Source organism: Fontisubflavum oceani (genome assembly GCF_030407165.1).
GTDB lineage: Bacteria > Pseudomonadota > Alphaproteobacteria > Rhodobacterales > Rhodobacteraceae > Rhodophyticola > Rhodophyticola oceani.
In genome coordinates this window covers 3496138-3511772 of record NZ_CP129111.1, presented here as the reverse complement: position 1 = coordinate 3511772, position 15635 = coordinate 3496138, and the positions used below count along the sequence as shown (strand labels likewise).

11 protein-coding genes and 2 pseudogenes are annotated in these 15635 nt (G+C 62.1%); 9 read left to right on the top strand and 4 right to left on the bottom strand.

Annotated features, from left to right (window positions below; translation table 11 throughout):
• The first annotated feature begins 16 nt into the window (after positions 1-16).
• From QTA57_RS17790 to QTA57_RS17755, 8 genes and pseudogenes are all read left to right on the top strand, one after another.
• The gene (locus QTA57_RS17790) at positions 17-2206 is read left to right on the top strand and encodes a thiamine pyrophosphate-dependent enzyme (RefSeq protein ID WP_290152905.1); all 2190 of its coding nucleotides are present in this window, start codon (positions 17-19) and stop codon (positions 2204-2206) included.
• On the top strand, positions 2203-3234 hold the full coding sequence (locus QTA57_RS17785) for an ACP S-malonyltransferase (RefSeq protein ID WP_290152904.1): 1032 nt from the start codon (positions 2203-2205) through the stop codon (positions 3232-3234). Before QTA57_RS17790 ends, QTA57_RS17785 begins: the two co-directional genes overlap by 4 nt.
• Positions 3235-3327: 93 nt before the next feature.
• On the top strand, positions 3328-5733 hold the full coding sequence (locus QTA57_RS17780; protein ID WP_290152902.1) for a GcvT family protein: 2406 nt from the start codon (positions 3328-3330) through the stop codon (positions 5731-5733).
• Positions 5730-7265, top strand: coding sequence for a trimethylamine methyltransferase family protein (locus QTA57_RS17775; RefSeq protein WP_290152900.1), 1536 nt, complete (start codon positions 5730-5732; stop codon positions 7263-7265). Before QTA57_RS17780 ends, QTA57_RS17775 begins: the two co-directional genes overlap by 4 nt.
• A gap of 3 nt (positions 7266-7268) precedes the next feature.
• Positions 7269-7928, top strand: coding sequence for a TetR/AcrR family transcriptional regulator (locus QTA57_RS17770; protein ID WP_290152899.1), 660 nt, complete (start codon positions 7269-7271; stop codon positions 7926-7928).
• 132 nt (positions 7929-8060) lie between these two features.
• Complete coding sequence (locus tag QTA57_RS17765) at positions 8061-9059, top strand: NAD(P)H-dependent flavin oxidoreductase (RefSeq protein WP_290152897.1); 999 nt, start codon at positions 8061-8063, stop codon at positions 9057-9059.
• A pseudogene (locus tag QTA57_RS17760) lies at positions 9059-10293 on the top strand (acyl-CoA dehydrogenase family protein). Before QTA57_RS17765 ends, QTA57_RS17760 begins: the two are co-directional and overlap by 1 nt.
• Positions 10290-11441: a phosphotransferase family protein gene (locus QTA57_RS17755; protein ID WP_290152895.1), complete on the top strand. Its 1152-nt coding sequence runs from the start codon at positions 10290-10292 to the stop codon at positions 11439-11441. Before QTA57_RS17760 ends, QTA57_RS17755 begins: the two are co-directional and overlap by 4 nt.
• On the opposite strand, the gene QTA57_RS17750 is transcribed toward QTA57_RS17755, so the two are convergent.
• From QTA57_RS17750 to QTA57_RS17735, 4 genes are all read right to left on the bottom strand, one after another.
• Positions 11438-11821 (bottom strand): acyl-CoA dehydrogenase family protein, encoded by a 384-nt coding sequence (locus QTA57_RS17750; protein ID WP_290152894.1) that lies wholly within the window; start codon positions 11819-11821, stop codon positions 11438-11440. The two genes, QTA57_RS17755 and QTA57_RS17750, sit on opposite strands and share 4 nt — an antisense overlap.
• Positions 11797-12513 (bottom strand): acyl-CoA dehydrogenase family protein, encoded by a 717-nt coding sequence (locus tag QTA57_RS17745; RefSeq protein WP_290152893.1) that lies wholly within the window; start codon positions 12511-12513, stop codon positions 11797-11799. Before QTA57_RS17745 ends, QTA57_RS17750 begins: the two co-directional genes overlap by 25 nt.
• Positions 12513-13697 (bottom strand): acyl-CoA dehydrogenase family protein, encoded by a 1185-nt coding sequence (locus QTA57_RS17740; protein ID WP_290152892.1) that lies wholly within the window; start codon positions 13695-13697, stop codon positions 12513-12515. The genes QTA57_RS17745 and QTA57_RS17740 overlap by 1 nt, the downstream gene beginning before the upstream one ends.
• A 98-nt stretch (positions 13698-13795) precedes the next feature.
• Complete coding sequence (locus tag QTA57_RS17735) at positions 13796-14665, bottom strand: acyl-CoA thioesterase (RefSeq protein ID WP_290152890.1); 870 nt, start codon at positions 14663-14665, stop codon at positions 13796-13798.
• A 117-nt stretch (positions 14666-14782) separates the two neighbouring features.
• Here QTA57_RS17735 and QTA57_RS17730 point away from each other — a divergent pair.
• A pseudogene (locus tag QTA57_RS17730) lies at positions 14783-15612 on the top strand (3-keto-5-aminohexanoate cleavage protein).
• Positions 15613-15635 lie beyond the last annotated feature (23 nt).

Here is a 15635-nt window from a genome sequence, read left to right as displayed (position 1 = left end):
TCATTTGGGGAGCAGGATGGACCGCGCCGAGATCGTACATGAAAATTTCCAAACCCGGGTCCGCGCGGGCGACCTTCCGCCTGGCGCGGCACCAAATGCCGCGCTTAGCAACCCGGATGCGGTGCGGCTGTTTCGGGCGCAATGCCTCAGCCGGGCGTTGGATCGAACAAGCCGCGCGATGCAGAAAGCCGGGCAGGGGTTTTACACGATCGGATCGTCTGGCCATGAGGGGATGGCCGCCGTCGCGCATGCGCTGCGCCCCGATGACATCGCCTTCCTGCATTACCGCGATGCTGCGTTTCAAATCGCCCGCGCCGATCAGGTGCCGGGGCAATCGATCGCTTGGGATATGCTCCTCAGCTTTGCGTGTTCTTCCGAAGACCCGATCTCTGGCGGGCGGCACAAAGTGCTTGGCTCCAAGCCGCTGATGATCCCGCCGCAAACCTCCACCATTGCCAGCCATCTGCCGAAAGCCGTCGGCGCGGCCTATGGGTTGGGCTTGGCCCGGCGGCACCCGCCCGAACACCGGATGCTGGCCGAAGATGCCATCTCAGTCTGTTCCTTTGGCGATGCCTCGTTGAACCATTCCACGGCGCAAGGCGCGATCAACACGGCGGGCTGGACCTCGGTGCAATCAGTGCCGCTGCCGCTTCTGTTCGTCTGTGAGGATAATGGCATTGGGATCTCGACGGAAACGCCGAAAGGCTGGGTCGCGGCCTCGCTACAACATCGCCCCGGCGTGAAATACGTCCATGCCGATGGGTTGGACCTCTACGATACGGCGCGCGCGGCCGCTGAGGCCGCTGACTATGTGCGCACGCGCCGCAAACCGGCGGTGCTCCACCTCACCATGGTGCGGCTCTACGGCCATGCGGGGGCCGATCTGCCCACCACCTATCTGCCAAAATCGCAGGTCGAGGCGGAGGAGGCGAATGACCCGCTTTTGCACTCCGTCCGCTTGTTGGAAGCGGCCGGGGCACTGGATCGCAGCGCGGCTCTGGCGATTTATGACGAGACCTGCGCCCGGGTGCAGGCCATTGCCGCCGAAGCGACGACCCGCCCGCGTCTGAAAACCGCGAAAGATGTGATGTCGAGCCTGATCCCGCCGAAACGCGCCTGCCGCCCGACCAATGGCCCGTCGGCAGAGGCGCGGGCGGCGGCCTTTGGCAGCGATCTCAAGCAGTTGGACAGCCCGCAACCGATGTCGCGCCTGATCAACTGGGCGCTGACCGATCTGATGCTGGAGCATGGCGAGGTCGTCATGATGGGCGAGGATGTGGGGCGCAAAGGCGGTGTTTACGGCGTCACACAGAAACTGCATCAGCGTCTTGGCGCGGACCGGATGATCGACACGCTGTTGGACGAGCAATCCATCCTCGGCCTGGCCATCGGCTTGGCGCAGAACGGGTTTGTCCCGATGCCCGAGATCCAGTTCCTTGCTTATCTGCACAATGCCGAGGATCAGCTCCGGGGCGAGGCGGCGACCCTGCCATTCTTCAGTCAGGGTCAGTTCACCAACCCGATGGTCCTCCGCATTGCCGGGCTCGGCTATCAAAAGGGTTTCGGCGGCCATTTCCACAATGACAATTCGGTCGCCGTGTTGCGCGATATCCCGGGGTTGATCTTGGCGTGCCCGTCCAATGGTGCCGACGCCGCGATGATGCTGCGCGAGGCCGTGCGGCTGGCGCGTGAAGAGCAGCGGCTGGTTGTCTTCCTCGAACCCATCGCACTCTATCCGATGCGGGATCTGCATGAGCCAGGCGATGGCGGCTGGATGCAAGCCTATCCCGCGCCGGATCAGCGGATCGCCTTGGGCGAGGTCGGCCAACAGGGCGACGGCACGGACCTCGCCATCGTCACATTCGGCAATGGCACTTATCTCTCGCATCAGGCGCAGGCAAAGCTTGCGGTGGCGGGTGTCGATGCGCGGGTGATTGATTTGCGTTGGCTGTCCCCCTTGCCGGAACCTGCTGTGCGAGAGGCCATCGCGGGCTGCAAACATGTGCTGATCGTCGATGAAACCCGGCGCTCCGGCGGCGTGGCCGAGGCGCTGATGGCGATGCTGGCCGAAGCGGGCGTGGCCTCTTATGCCCGGCTCACGGCGGAGGACAGTTTTATCGCGACCGGGCCGGCCTATGCCGCCACCATGCCCTCGGCAGACGGCATCGTTGAGGCAGCAATGGCTCTCGTAGGAGGTGCAAAATGACCCGGCGTGCGGTGCTGATCTGCCCCGGGCGGGGCACCTATAACAAAGCCGAACTTGGGTATCTGGCACGTCATCACGGCGACAAACCGGATCTTCTGGCGCGCTTCGATGCGATCCGCACCGCTGAGGGGCAAGAGACCGTTACGGAGCTTGACGGTGCCGCGCGGTTCCAGACGGCCAAGCACACCCGCGGCGATATCGCATCCCCGCTGATCTATGCGTCCTCCTTTGCCGATGCGCAGGCCCTGGCCGAGGATATCGAGATTATTGCCGTCACCGGAAATTCCATGGGCTGGTACATCGCACTGGCCGCCGGAGGTGCGCTTTCCGCCGAAGATGGGTTTCGGGTCGTCAATACGATGGGCCGCTTGATGCAAGAGGCCTCTATCGGCGGGCAATTGGTTTATCCCGTTGTGGGGGAGACCTGGCAACCCGATCCGGCACGAAAGAGCGATCTGATGGCCTTGGTGGCAGAGATCAACGCCCGAGAAAACCACACTCTGGCGCTCTCGATCGATTTGGGCGGGATGCTTGTCTTGGCCGGTGATGAGCCGGGCCTCTCCGCGTTTGAGGCAGCTGCGCCGAAGGATGCAACGCGGGCGCCACTGCGCCTGCCGAACCATGCGGCTTTTCATACCGGGATGCAGACCCCCGTTGCAGAACGGGGGCGTCGCCTCCTGTCTCCAGAGATGTTTGGTCAACCCAAGACGCCGCTCATTGACGGTCGGGGCGCCATCTGGTGGCCATATGCGACCGATCCAGCGGAGCTTTGGGATTACACGCTTGGGCATCAGGTCATCGAACCTTATGATTTCACCCGTGCCGTTACGGTCGCGGCCCGTGAATTTGCTCCCGATCTCTTCATTGTCACCGGTCCGGGCACGACGCTTGGCGGTGCCGTGGCACAATCGCTGATCGCTTGCGATTGGCGCGGCCTCGCCAGCAAGGCGGATTTCCAGACCCGACAGGCCCAGAACCCATTCCTGATCGCCATGGGGCGGGAGGATCAACGCAAGCTGGTGGTCTAAAAGCGACATGCAAGCACTAGACAAATGTGTCTAGACAGGGTCGGAATCGCCGCATAGCCTCCCCCAAAGCCATGAGGATAAGGGAGGCTCGGCATGAAATCGCAGTATCGCGTTGTGGTCATCGGTGGCGGGGTTGTCGGCGCATCGGTGCTCTACCATCTGGCCAAATTCGGCTGGTCCGATGTTTGTCTACTGGAACGCTCTATCTTGACGGCTGGGTCCTCCTGGCACGCGGCGGGGGGTATCCATGCCTTGAACGCAGACCCGAATATCGCGGCGCTTCAGGCTTACACCATTGATCTTCTTCCGAAAATCGAAGAGGAGAGTGGTCAGAATATCGGCCTTCATATGACCGGCGGCTTGACCATGGCGGGCACGCCGGACCGCTGGGAATGGCTGCAATCGGCCTATCGGGTGTTCCAATCCATCGGCATCGAAGACTGTCGCCTGGTCACGCCGGAAGAGGCCGTGGCGCTGAACCCGATTATGTCGGGCGACGGGCTTCTGGGCGGCATGTGGGCCGATCGCGAGGGGTATATCGACACCACCGGCACGGTGCATGCCTATGCGGGCGCGGCCAAGAAAAACGGCGCCTCGGTTTTCGAACACACCAAGGTCGAAGAGCTGATCCAGACCGCCGATGGCTGGCAGGTCGTGACCGACAAAGGCACGATCACCTGCGAACATGTGGTCAATGCGGGCGGGCTTTGGGCCAAGCAGGTTGGGCGCATGGCGGGGATCGAACTGCCGGTTTCGCCACTGAAGCACCATTACCTGATCTCCGACACGATCCCGGCTTTGGAGGAGTTGGATTTCGAGGTGCCGATGACGGTCGATCTCGAAGGCTTCACCTATCTCCGGCAGGATCAGAAGGGCGTCTTGCTCGGGATCTATGAGATCGACCATGAGCATTGGGCGATGGATGGCGCGCCTTGGGATTATGGGATGGAGCTGTTCCAGGAGGACACCGACCGGATCGAAAAGGAGCTGATCCTCGGCTTCGAACGTTACCCGGCGCTGCAAGAGGTCGGCGTGAAAACATGGGTTAACGGCGCCTTCACCTTCTCGCCCGATGGCAACCCGCTGGTTGGCCCGGTCCCTGGCAAACCTGGCTATTGGTGCGCTTGCGCCGTGATGGCGGGCTTCTTGCAGGGCGGCGGGGTTGGCAAATCGCTGGCCGAATGGATGATCCATGGCGAGCCTGAGGCCGATGTCTATGGCATGGATGTCGCTCGCTATGGCGGCTTTGCGGAGAACCGGCGCTATATTCGCGAGACCACCGGGCAATTCTATTCCCGCCGTTTCGTGATGACTTATCCGAACGAACAACTGCCCGCAGGCCGCCCGCTGAAAATGGCTCCGGCTCATGACGCGATGACAGAGGCGGGCTGCAAATGGGGCGTGAGTTGGGACTTGGAGGTGCCGCTCTATTTCGCGCCGAAAGGGTTCGAAGAGACGCCGACGCTGAAACGCTCTAACGCCCATGACATCGTGGCCGAGGAATGCCGCGCGATCCGCGAAGGCGTTGGCCTGCTCGATATCACCGGCTTCTCGCGCTACGAGGTCACCGGCCCCAATGCCGAGGCGTGGCTCGACCGGATCATGGCTTCGAAACTGCCCGCGCCGGGCCGCGCGCGGCTGGCCCCGATGCTGAGCGAAACCGGCAAACTCAAAGGTGACCTGACGGTCTTCAACTGGGGCGATGGCAGCTGGTGGATTATGGGCAGCTATTACCTCCGCGCCTGGCATATGCGCTGGTTCAACGATCATCTGACCGAGGGCGTTCAGGTGCGCGATCTGGGCGAGGAGATTTGCGGCTTTGGTCTCGCCGGGCCAAAATCCCGCGCGGTGATCGAGAGCGTGGCCGAAACCGATCTTTCCGGCTTGCCCTTCATGGGCTGTATGGAGGCCGATATCGGGCTGATCCGGGCGCGGGTGGCGCGCATGTCGGTGACGGGAGAGCTTGGGTTTGAGATCAACTGCCGCATTGGCGATCACGTGGCGCTCCGCCGGATGCTGCTTGAGGCCGGTGCCGGAGAGGGGCTCCGCGAATGCGGGTTCAATGCGATGCTCTCCACCCGGCTTGAGAAAAGCTTCGGCATCTGGAACGCCGAGTTCACCCAAGGCTACACGCCCGGGATGACCGGCATGGATCGTTGGATCGATTGGGAAAAACCGGATTTCATCGGGCGCGACGCCGCGATTGCCGAACGCGATGGCAACGGCCCGGCACAGGTGCAGGTGACCTTGGAGATCGATGCCGATGGGGCCGACGCCAGCGGGTTTGAGCCGATCTGGGCAGAGGGCGAGAAGGTGGGTTTCGTGACCTCCGGCGGCTTCGGCCATCACACCGGCAAATCGCTGGCCATGGCGTTGGTGAACCAGGAGCATGCGGGCGAGGGGGCGGCGTTGAGCGTTCATGTCGTCGGGGTCGAACGCGCCGCAAAGGTGATCGCGCCATCGCCTTATGATCCGCAAGGCAAGGCGATGCGCGGATGACCCGGGGCACACGGCGCAGACGCGGGCGGGAGGGGGCCGCGGCGGCCCCACCCAAACGCAAAACCGACTATCGCCATCTGAAGAACCCGTTCCCGCAAATGGCCGTGTTCTCCGAAGATCGCATTTATGCGATCCATGAGGCCGCGCTCGATGTTTTGGAACGGCTCGGCGTGAAAGTCCTTCTGCCCGAGGCGCGGGCGCAGTTCAAAGCCGGCGGCGCGACCGTCGATGAGACCGAGGAGATGGTGTTTCTCGGGCGCGAGATGATCGAGGCCGCTTTGGCCACAGCACCCAAATCGATCCCGGTCAAGGCCGGTCACCCCGACCGTGATCTGACCCTGGAATTGGGCAATCTCATCTTCCAACCCGGGGCGGGTGCACCGCATGCCACCGATCTGGTCCGTGGCCGCCGCCCTGGCACCATCCAGGATTATCGCGAGCTGACGATCCTGACCCAGGTTTTCGACGTGCTCCACATGGTCCCGCCGCTGATCGAGCCGCAAGACGCGCCCACGCATCTGCGCCACTATACAACGATGGAGGCGCAGCTCACGCTGACCGACAAGCTGCCGTTTGTCTTCTCCCGTGGCAGCCCGCAGGTCGCGCAAAGCTTTGAAATGTTGCGCGATTTCCGGGGCCTGTCGGATGCGGACTTCCACGCCGCGCCGCATTGTTACACGATCATCAACACCAATTCGCCGCGCACGCTCGACATCCCGATGGCCCAAGGGTTGATCGATTTCGCACGTGCGGGTCAGGTCTCGATCGTGACGCCGTTCACGCTGATGGGAGCGATGGCGCCGATCACTGTGGCGGGTGCCATGACGCTCAGCCATGCGGAGGCGCTGGCGGCAATCACCCTGACGCAACTCGTCAAACCCGGCGCGCCAGTCTGCTACGGCACCTTCACCTCGAATGTGGATATGAAATCCGGCGCGCCTGCTTTCGGCACACCGGAACATGTCAAAGCTTCGCTGGCGGCGGGGCAACTCGCCCGGCTGGTGGGCCTGCCCTGGCGCTGCGCCAGCGGCTCGGCGGCCAATATCAACGACGCGCAGGCGGCGAATGAGACACAGTTCGGCATCTGGGGCTGTCTTCTGGCGGGCGCCACCGTGGTGATCCATTCGGCGGGCTGGCTCGAGGGTGGCCTGACCGTGTCTTATGAAAAGCTGATCACCGATCTGGAAGTCTTGCAGATGGTGGCCGAGATGTGTGCCGAGACGCAAGCGGGCGAGGCGGAGATCGGTCTCGACGCCCTGGCCGAGGTGCAGCCCGGCGGGCATTTCTTTGCTGCCGGTCAAACCATGGAGCGCTATCAGACCGAATTCTATGAACCGCTGGTGGCCGACTGGTCGAATTTCGGCACCTGGACCGAACGCGGCGAGATCGACGCCAACCACCGGGCCACCGGCATTTGGCAAGAAAAGCTCGCGCGTTTCACCCCGCCCCCGATGGACCCAGACCGGGTTGCGGCGCTAAATGAGTATATTCGTATCCAAAGCGCCGCTGGTGGCGCGCCGCCCGAAAGCTAAGCCATGCCACGCTCGCGCCCCTTGCACCGCAATGACCCCGCCAAAGAACCGCTGGTCGGCAATGTGAAAGTGACCCGCGAGGATTGGCTCAACGTCGCGTTGGATGTGCTCGTCTCCGACGGGGTGGAACAGGTGAAAGTGCTGGCTCTCGGGGATCGCCTCGGCGTCTCCCGGTCCAGTTTTTATTGGTATTTCAGCTCGCGGCAGGATCTGTTGGATGCCCTTTTGAAGCATTGGGAAGATACCAACACCGCCGCCCTGGTCGATCTGGCTGGCGCCGATGCCGAAACCGTCACGGGCGCGGTTTGCAACGTCTTTCGCGCCGTGGTGAACCCGCAGCTCTTTGATGTCGCGTTTGATTTCGCCGTGCGCGATTGGGCTCGCCGATCTGGCGCGGTGCGGCGGGTCTTGGACCGCTCCGATGCGAAACGTCTCGACGCGCTGACCCAGATGTTCGCGCGCTATGACTACCCGCCGCTTGAGGCCCTGACCCGGGCCCGCACGCTCTATTATATGCAGATCGGCTATAACGACGCTGATCTGAAAGAGCCGGTGGAGGACCGCCTGAAACTGGTGCCGATGTATCTCTATGTCTTCACCGGGCGGCAGCCGCAGCCTGACGAGATCGCCGATTTCACGACTTATGCCAAGGACCTTGGCTGACCCACCCATACGCGGGCAATGATCTGACGTGACGTCCTGCGGGAGCGCGCCCGCTTGCCGAGGCACGATACCCCCTCTACCGTCCAGATAACTGAGGGAGGATCATAATGTTGTATTCATCACAGGCGCTTCATGCGCTCTGACAGCCATCTGCCCAAAGCGCTGCAAGGCCTGCGCATTCCCGCCGTCGCCGCGCCGCTTTTCATCGTCTCGGTGCCCGATCTGGTCATCGCCCAGTGCACCTCCGGCATTATCGGCAGCTTTCCGGCGCTGAATGCCCGCGAGGCCGAAGGTGAGCCGCCAATGCTGGAGGCCTGGCTGAAACAGATCACCGAAGCGTTGGACGCGCATAATCAGGCCAATCCCGACCGTCCGGCTGCGCCCTTTGCGGTCAATCAGATCGTGCATCGCTCCAATACCCGGCTGGAGCGCGATTTGGAGATTTGCGCCCGTTGGAAGGTCCCGATCTGGATCACCTCGCTCGGCGCGCGGGTGGAGGTGAATGAGGCGGCGCATTCCTGCGGCGGCATCGCGCTCCATGACATCATCAACAACACCTTCGCCAAGAAAGCGATCGACAAAGGCGCCGATGGGCTGATTGCCGTTTCTGCCGGGGCGGGTGGCCATGCCGGGCCGCAGAATCCTTTCGCTCTGATCGAAGAAATCCGGGCATGGTTCGACGGCCCCTTGCTTTTGTCGGGCTCCATCGCCAGCGGTCACGCGATCCTGGCCGCGCAAGTCGCGGGCGCTGATCTGGGCTATATCGGCTCCCCCTTCATCGCGACGGAAGAGGCGAATGCCGTCCCCGACTACAAACAGATGATCGTCGCGGGTGGCGCCGAGGATATCGTCACCTCCTCGCTCTTCACCGGGGTCTCCGGCAACTATCTGAAACCGTCGATCGCCAAGGCGGGCATGGACCCAGACAATCTGCCCGGTGCGGATGCCTCGTCGATGAGTTTCAAATCCGGCTCCTCGAAACCGAAAGCCTGGAAAGAGATCTGGGGCTCGGGGCAGGGGATCGGCACCGTCAAATCCGTTGGCCCCGCCAGCGATTTGGTGGATCGTCTGGCCCGGGAATATGATGCGGCCCTCGCCTCGGTGATGGATTACGCGAAAGGGAGAGGTTGATGGACCTTGGCATGAGTGACCGCGTTCGCCCACTGGTGGCGCAAGTCCGTCAGATGGTGATGGAAGAGATCGCCCCGCTGGATGCGGAATATGAAGCCGAGGTTGGCAAACACCCCTCGGGCGACCGGTTTCAGCATACGGCGCGGCAGTTGGAAATTCTCTCAAGCCTGAAGGCCAAGGCGAAAGAGCGGGGGCTCTGGAATTTCTGGCTGACCGATAGCGAGAAGGGCTTTGGCCTCAGCACGGTCGAATATGCCTATCTGGCCGAAGAAATGGGCAAGGTTGGGATCGCCGCCGAAATCTTCAACTGCAATGCGCCCGACACCGGGAATATGGAAGTCTTGGAACGCTATGGTACCGAGGCGCAGAAAGCCCGCTGGCTGCCCCCTTGCTCGATGGTGTGATCCGGTCGGCCTATCTGATGACTGAGCCGGATGTGGCCTCGTCGGACGCGACGCAGATCAGCCTCTCCGCTGTCCGCGATGGCGATGACTACGTCTTGAATGGCGAGAAATACTGGGCCTCTGGCGCCGGTGATCCGCGCTGCGCACTTTACATTGTCATGACTTGCACCAATCCAGCAGGCGAGAAACACGCGCGTCACACGATGATGCTGGTGCCGTCCGATGCGGACGGGATCGAGGTGCTGCGGCCGATGCATGTCTATCACACCGACGACGCACCCCATGGCCATATGCATATCCGCTTCACCAATGTGCGGGTGCCGGCGACGGATGTGGTTTTGGGCGAGGGCCGGGGCTTCGAAGTGGCGCAGGGCCGTCTTGGGCCGGGGCGCATCCACCATTGCATGCGCGCAATAGGCCAGGCGGAATATGCGCTTGAGCTGATGTGTCGCCGGGCGCTCACCCGCGAGGCCTTTGGCAAGCCGCTGGCGCAACTGGGGGCGAACCATGACATCATCGCCAATGCGCGGATGGAGATCGAAATGGCGCGGTTGCTCTGCCTGAAAACCGCCTGGATCATGGATCATGAAGGCGTCCGCGCGGCGCAGCCATGGATTTCCAAGATTAAGGTGGTGGCCCCGCTGATGGCGCTGCAAGTCGTGGATGAAGCGGTGCAGATGCATGGCGCGACCGGGATTTCGCAAGATGTGCCGCTGGCCGCGATGTGGACCCGGATCCGGACGCTGCGCCTGGCCGACGGACCAGATGCGGTGCACCGGCGGCAGGTGGCGCGGGCGGAGTTGAAGAAATACAGCAATCAAGCACCATGACGGATCTGAATTTAGAGGCGGTTGCGGATTGGATGGCGACCCATGTCGCGGGGGTCGAGGGGCCGCTCAGCGTGCAGAAGATCGAAGGCGGGCAATCGAACCCAACCTATCTGTTGGAAGCCGCGTCGGGACGCTATGTTCTTCGTCGTAAGCCTCTGGGAAAGCTTCTGAAATCCGCCCATGCGGTGGATCGGGAGTTCCGCGTGCAGCAGGCGCTGGCGGGCTCGGATGTGCCCGTCGCACGGATGTTGGCGCTGTGTGAAGACGATGCGGTGATCGGTTCGGCCTTTTACGTGATGGACTATGTTGACGGTCGAAACTTCCATGACCCGCGTTTGCCCGATGTGCCGATTTCGGATCGGGCGGCGATTTTCGACGAAATGGGCCGGGTCCTGGCCGCGATTCATTCCGTCGATCTTGAGGCTGTCGGCTTGAGCGATTACGGGCCGCATGGGGCTTATTATCAGCGCCAGATCGACCGTTGGACCAAACAATACCGCGCCTCCGAGACCGAGACGATCCCCGAGATGGACCAGCTGATCGCTTGGCTCGGTGCGGCTTGCCCGGAGGATGATGGGCGAAGCTGTCTCGTGCATGGCGATTATCGGATCGACAATCTGCTCTTCGCCCCGGGCAGCTCTGACATTCTTGCGGTTTTGGATTGGGAGCTGTCGACGATCGGCCATCCCTTCGCCGATCTGGCCGCCGTCATCATGCAGTGGCAGATGCCGCCCGGGCGGGAGGGACGCGGCCTGGCGGGGGTGGATCGGGCCGCCGAGGGGTTGCCCTCGGATCAGGCCTTTATCGCGACCTATTGCGCGCGGATGGGCCTGTCGGGCATTCCGGATTTCGGCTTCTATCTGGCCTTCAGTTTCTTCCGCATGGGCGCGATTTTGCAGGGTGTGAAAAAGCGGGCGTTGGACGGCAATGCGTCGGACCCGAAACGCGGGTTGAAGCTTGGTGCTTATGTGCCGGAATTCGCCCGCGGCGGGCTCAAAGCGGCGGGGAATAGGTTACAAAGATCTGCGATATTGCGGAGTTTTGTAACCTATCTATGTGTGGTCGGGCGCATGGTGGGGGCCAGCCCCCACACCCCCGGGATATCTCCGAAGCAGAGAAGGGGCGGGTTAACCTTAATTCTGGGTTAAGATGCGGTGTGCAGGTCGGCCATGACCAGTTCCAGGTGGAACTCCGTATCGCCCAATTGGTGGTCGATCATGATCAGTCGTTTGGCATAGTGCGAGGCCGGATACTCCCATGTCATCGCGATGCCGCCTTGCATCTGGATCGACTCTTCGGCGACCAGTTTCGCCGCGCGGCCGATCAGGTTTTTTGCCATCGAGACGGTGCGGGATTGCTGATCCGTGCCCATTCGAGAGGCTGCAAGCGTGGTGATGGAGCGGGCCTGTTCGATCTCGATGCCAAGTTCGACGGTGCGATGTTGCAGGGCCTGAAATGTGCCGATGGGGCGGCCGAATTGTTTACGGGTTTTCAGATAGTCGATCAGCATTGCATTGGCCGCATCCATGGCCCCGACCGCCTCGGCCGAAAGCGCCAGTGCCCCCAATCGAGCGTGTCTTGCAGCGCGGCGTTGGCCTCATCGAACAGCAAGACGGCCGGCGCGTTGTCCAAGAAGACTTCGCCGGCACCACCGCCATCGACCATACCGTAGGTCGTCACATCTGCATCGGATGAGTCGAGTTGGAATAGACCGAGCCCGTCGGCATGACGCGCCGCAACGAGCAGGGTATCGGCGGCGCCAAGTCCGTAAACTACGGATTTTCGGCCAGAAATATGCCAATTGTCGCCCGTTTTCTTTGCCTCTGTCGTGATCTGATCGAGCGCATAAGGCGCGTCGATTTCTCCGAGAGCCACCGCGTAGCGCGTCGCGCCCGACAGGAGCGGCTCGAGATCCGCACCTGCGGCGATCAGCAGCCGTGCGGCCAGAAGCTGCGGTAAAACCGGCTCGGGGCAAAGCGCGCGCCCGAGCTGTTCGAACACCGTCACGACATCGAATCCGCTGCCGCCAAAGCCGCCCTGATCCTCGCGCGCCAGCGCATAGAGCACGCCCAGTTCCGCCAGATCGGCCCATTTCGCCGGGTCGTGGAACGGCGCTTCATAAGCAACTGCATTGCGGTGCTCGATGCCGTATTGATCGGTGAGGAACCGGCCAAGGCTGTCGGCCAACATCCGGCGGTCTTCGGAAATCTCGAAATCCATCAGCCCAGCATCCCTTTGGTCAAAATATTCTTCTGAATCTCGTTCGAGCCGCCATAAATCGAGATTTTCCGGTTGTTGAAATAGCTCGCCGCATTGGCCGCGTGATCCTCCGGCACCAGCGCCGCGTTGCCCTCCAGCGCTTCGGAGGGGAAGGGCGCGGCGGCGGGGCCAAGCGCGCGGCGGGCCAGATCGTTGATCGCCTGCCGGATCACGGTGCCTTTGATCTTCAGCATTGAGGTTTCCGGGCCCGGCGCGCCCTTTTTCTGCGCTTCGGAGAGCATGCGCAGATTGGTGAGCTTCATCGCTTCGAGATCAATCTCCACCTCCGCCAGTTTCGCGGCGAATAACGGGTTTTCGATCAGGGGTTTGCCGCCGCGTTTGATCTGCGTTGCGAGGGATTTCAGCTCTTCGAGCGCTTGTAGGGAGTAGCCGACGCCCGCGATATTGGTCCGCTCATGCAGAAGCAGATATTTGGCGATGGTCCAGCCCATATTCTCTTCGCCCACCAGGTTGCCGGCTGGCACGCGGACATCGGTGAAGAAGACTTCATTGACCTCATGGCCACCCTCGATCAGGCGGATTGGACGCATCTCGATCCCGGCTGTGTCGAGATCGACCAGGATGAAACTGATCCCCTCTTGCGGTTTGCCTTCGGTCGAGGTCCGGACCAGACAGAAGATGCGATTGGCGTGTTGGCCGAGCGTGGTCCAGGTTTTCTGACCATTGATGATGTAGTCATCGCCGTCCCGCACGGCCCGGGTTTTCAACGAGGCCAGATCGCTACCCGCGCCGGGTTCGGAATAGCCCTGGCACCACCAATCGGTGCCATCGAGGATGCGCGGCAGATACTCTTCCTGCTGTGCTTTGCTGCCGAACTTCAGGAGGACGGGTCCGAGCATTTTCAGCCCGAAGGGCACGATGCGGGGCGCATGGGCGCGGCAGCATTCTTCCTCGAAAATATGCTGCTCTACCGGAGACCAGCCGGTGCCGCCATGGTCGACCGGCCAAGTGGCGGCGAGCCAGCCTTTGGCGTTCAAGATCGCGTGCCAGCGATCCATATCGTCTTTGGTCAATTCGCGGTGGGTGCGGACCTTGGTGGAAAGATCTTCGGGCAGGTGATCGCGCAGAAACTCGCGCACCTGGGCCTCAAATGCCTGTTCTTCAGGCGAATAGGTCAAATCCATCTGTCCTCCTCCGGGTCGATTTTGGGGCGGCATCCTCCACGCCTCGGGGCAGAGAATAGCGGGGCGTTTGGAAAATGCGCGACTTCCGTTGCGTAGTTTTAACCCGGAGTGACCGGGCGCATCAGACCCTCTTGCGCGGTCGAGGCGACAAGCGTGCCATCGGCGGCATAGATCAAGCCACGATTGACGCCACGCCCGGCGCCGGTCCAGGGGCTGTCCATCACATAGAGATGCCAATGGCCGAAATCGACGGGCGCGTGAAACCAGATCGCGTGATCGAGGCTGGCGATCATCATTTCGCCGGTAAAGATGCTTTTGCCATGGGGGCGCATGCCGGTGCCCATCAGATGGAGGTCGCTGGCATAGGTCAGCAGGCAATGCTGCATCCAGGCGGGTGCATCCGGCACCGGGCGGGTCAGCCGGAACCACACCGAATGGCCGTCGGGCGACGGCTTTGGGGTCAACGGATCATAGTCATCCGTGGGCCGGAGTTCGATGGGCGAGGGGCGCAAGATGTCGGCGCGGCGAGCCTCTGGCGCGCGGGCGGCCATTTTCGCCTTGGCTTCGGCGCGGGTGGGCAGCGTCTCGGGATCGGGTGCGTCGGGCATGTCGTGCTGGTGGTGAAGTCCCGGCTCGTCGACGTGAAACGACGCGGCCATGTTGAGGATTTGCTTGCCGTTCTGAATCGCGATGACCCGGCGGGTGGTGAAACTGCCGCCATCGCGGGCACGGTCGACCTCGTAGATCACCGGGCGGGACGGATCGCCCGGGCGCATGAAATAGGCGTGCAGCGAATGGCAGCTCCGCCCCTCGACCGTGTGATAGGCCGCCGAGAGGGCCTGCCCGACGACCTGACCGCCAAATATCCGCTTTGAGGTTTCGCCGCCCGAGCCCTTGCCGCGATAGAGGTTCAACTCCAGCGGTTCGATATCGAGCAGGTCGAGAAGCGTGGCAACGGGGTCGGTCATGTAAGCGGTCCTTTTCGCGTCCGTGCCCTCGGTCTACGCGGATCGCGCGGCGGGCACAAATGCTCCCGCTTGCAGTCGCCGGGCATTGGCGGCAGGTTGGCGCGCGAAGGAGAACCGATGTCTAAACCTTGTATTATCTGCGTTGCCATAACCGGCTCAGTCCCGACCAAAGCCGCCAATCCAGCCGTCCCGATCAGCATTTCCGAGCAAGTTGAGAGCACCCATGAAGCCTTTGAGGCGGGCGCTGCGATTGTACATGCCCATGTGCGCAACGCCGACGAAACCCCAAGCTCGGACCCGGAGAAATTCGCCGCGCTGAAAGACGCAGTCGAGCAGCATTGCCCGGGGATGATCATCCAGTTTTCCACCGGTGGGCGGTCTGGCGCAGGCAAGGCACGCGGGGGCATGTTGCCCTTGAGGCCCGATATGGCGTCTCTTTCTGTCGGATCGAACAACTTCCCGACGCGGGTCTATGAGAACCCGCCGGATTTGGTCGATTGGCTGGCGGGCGAGATGTTGACCTATGACATCAAGCCAGAGATCGAAGCCTTTGATCTGAGCCATATTCATCAGGCCGCCAAGATGCAGCGCGACGGGCGCTTGGCTGCGCCGGCTTATGTGCAGTTCGTCATGGTGTGAAAAACGCCATGCCCGCTGATCGGTATGTGTTTGACTACTACGTCAAAACCATGGAGCGGCTTTTGCCCGAGAGCGAATGGTGCGCAGCAGGCATTGGCCCACATCAGATTGAGGTGAATGAATGGTCTGTCGCTGCGGGTGGGCATGCACGAACCGGACTGGAGGATAATGTTCGTCTGAACCGCGAGACCTTAGCACCGTCGAATGCGGCATTGGTGCGCCGGGTTGTGGAGATTTGCGACCGTTTTGAGCGCCCTGTGGCGAGCGTGACCGAGGCGCGCGAGATGCTGGGCCTGCGCCCCGCCTAAGAGGGGCGGCGGCTGAAAGTCTG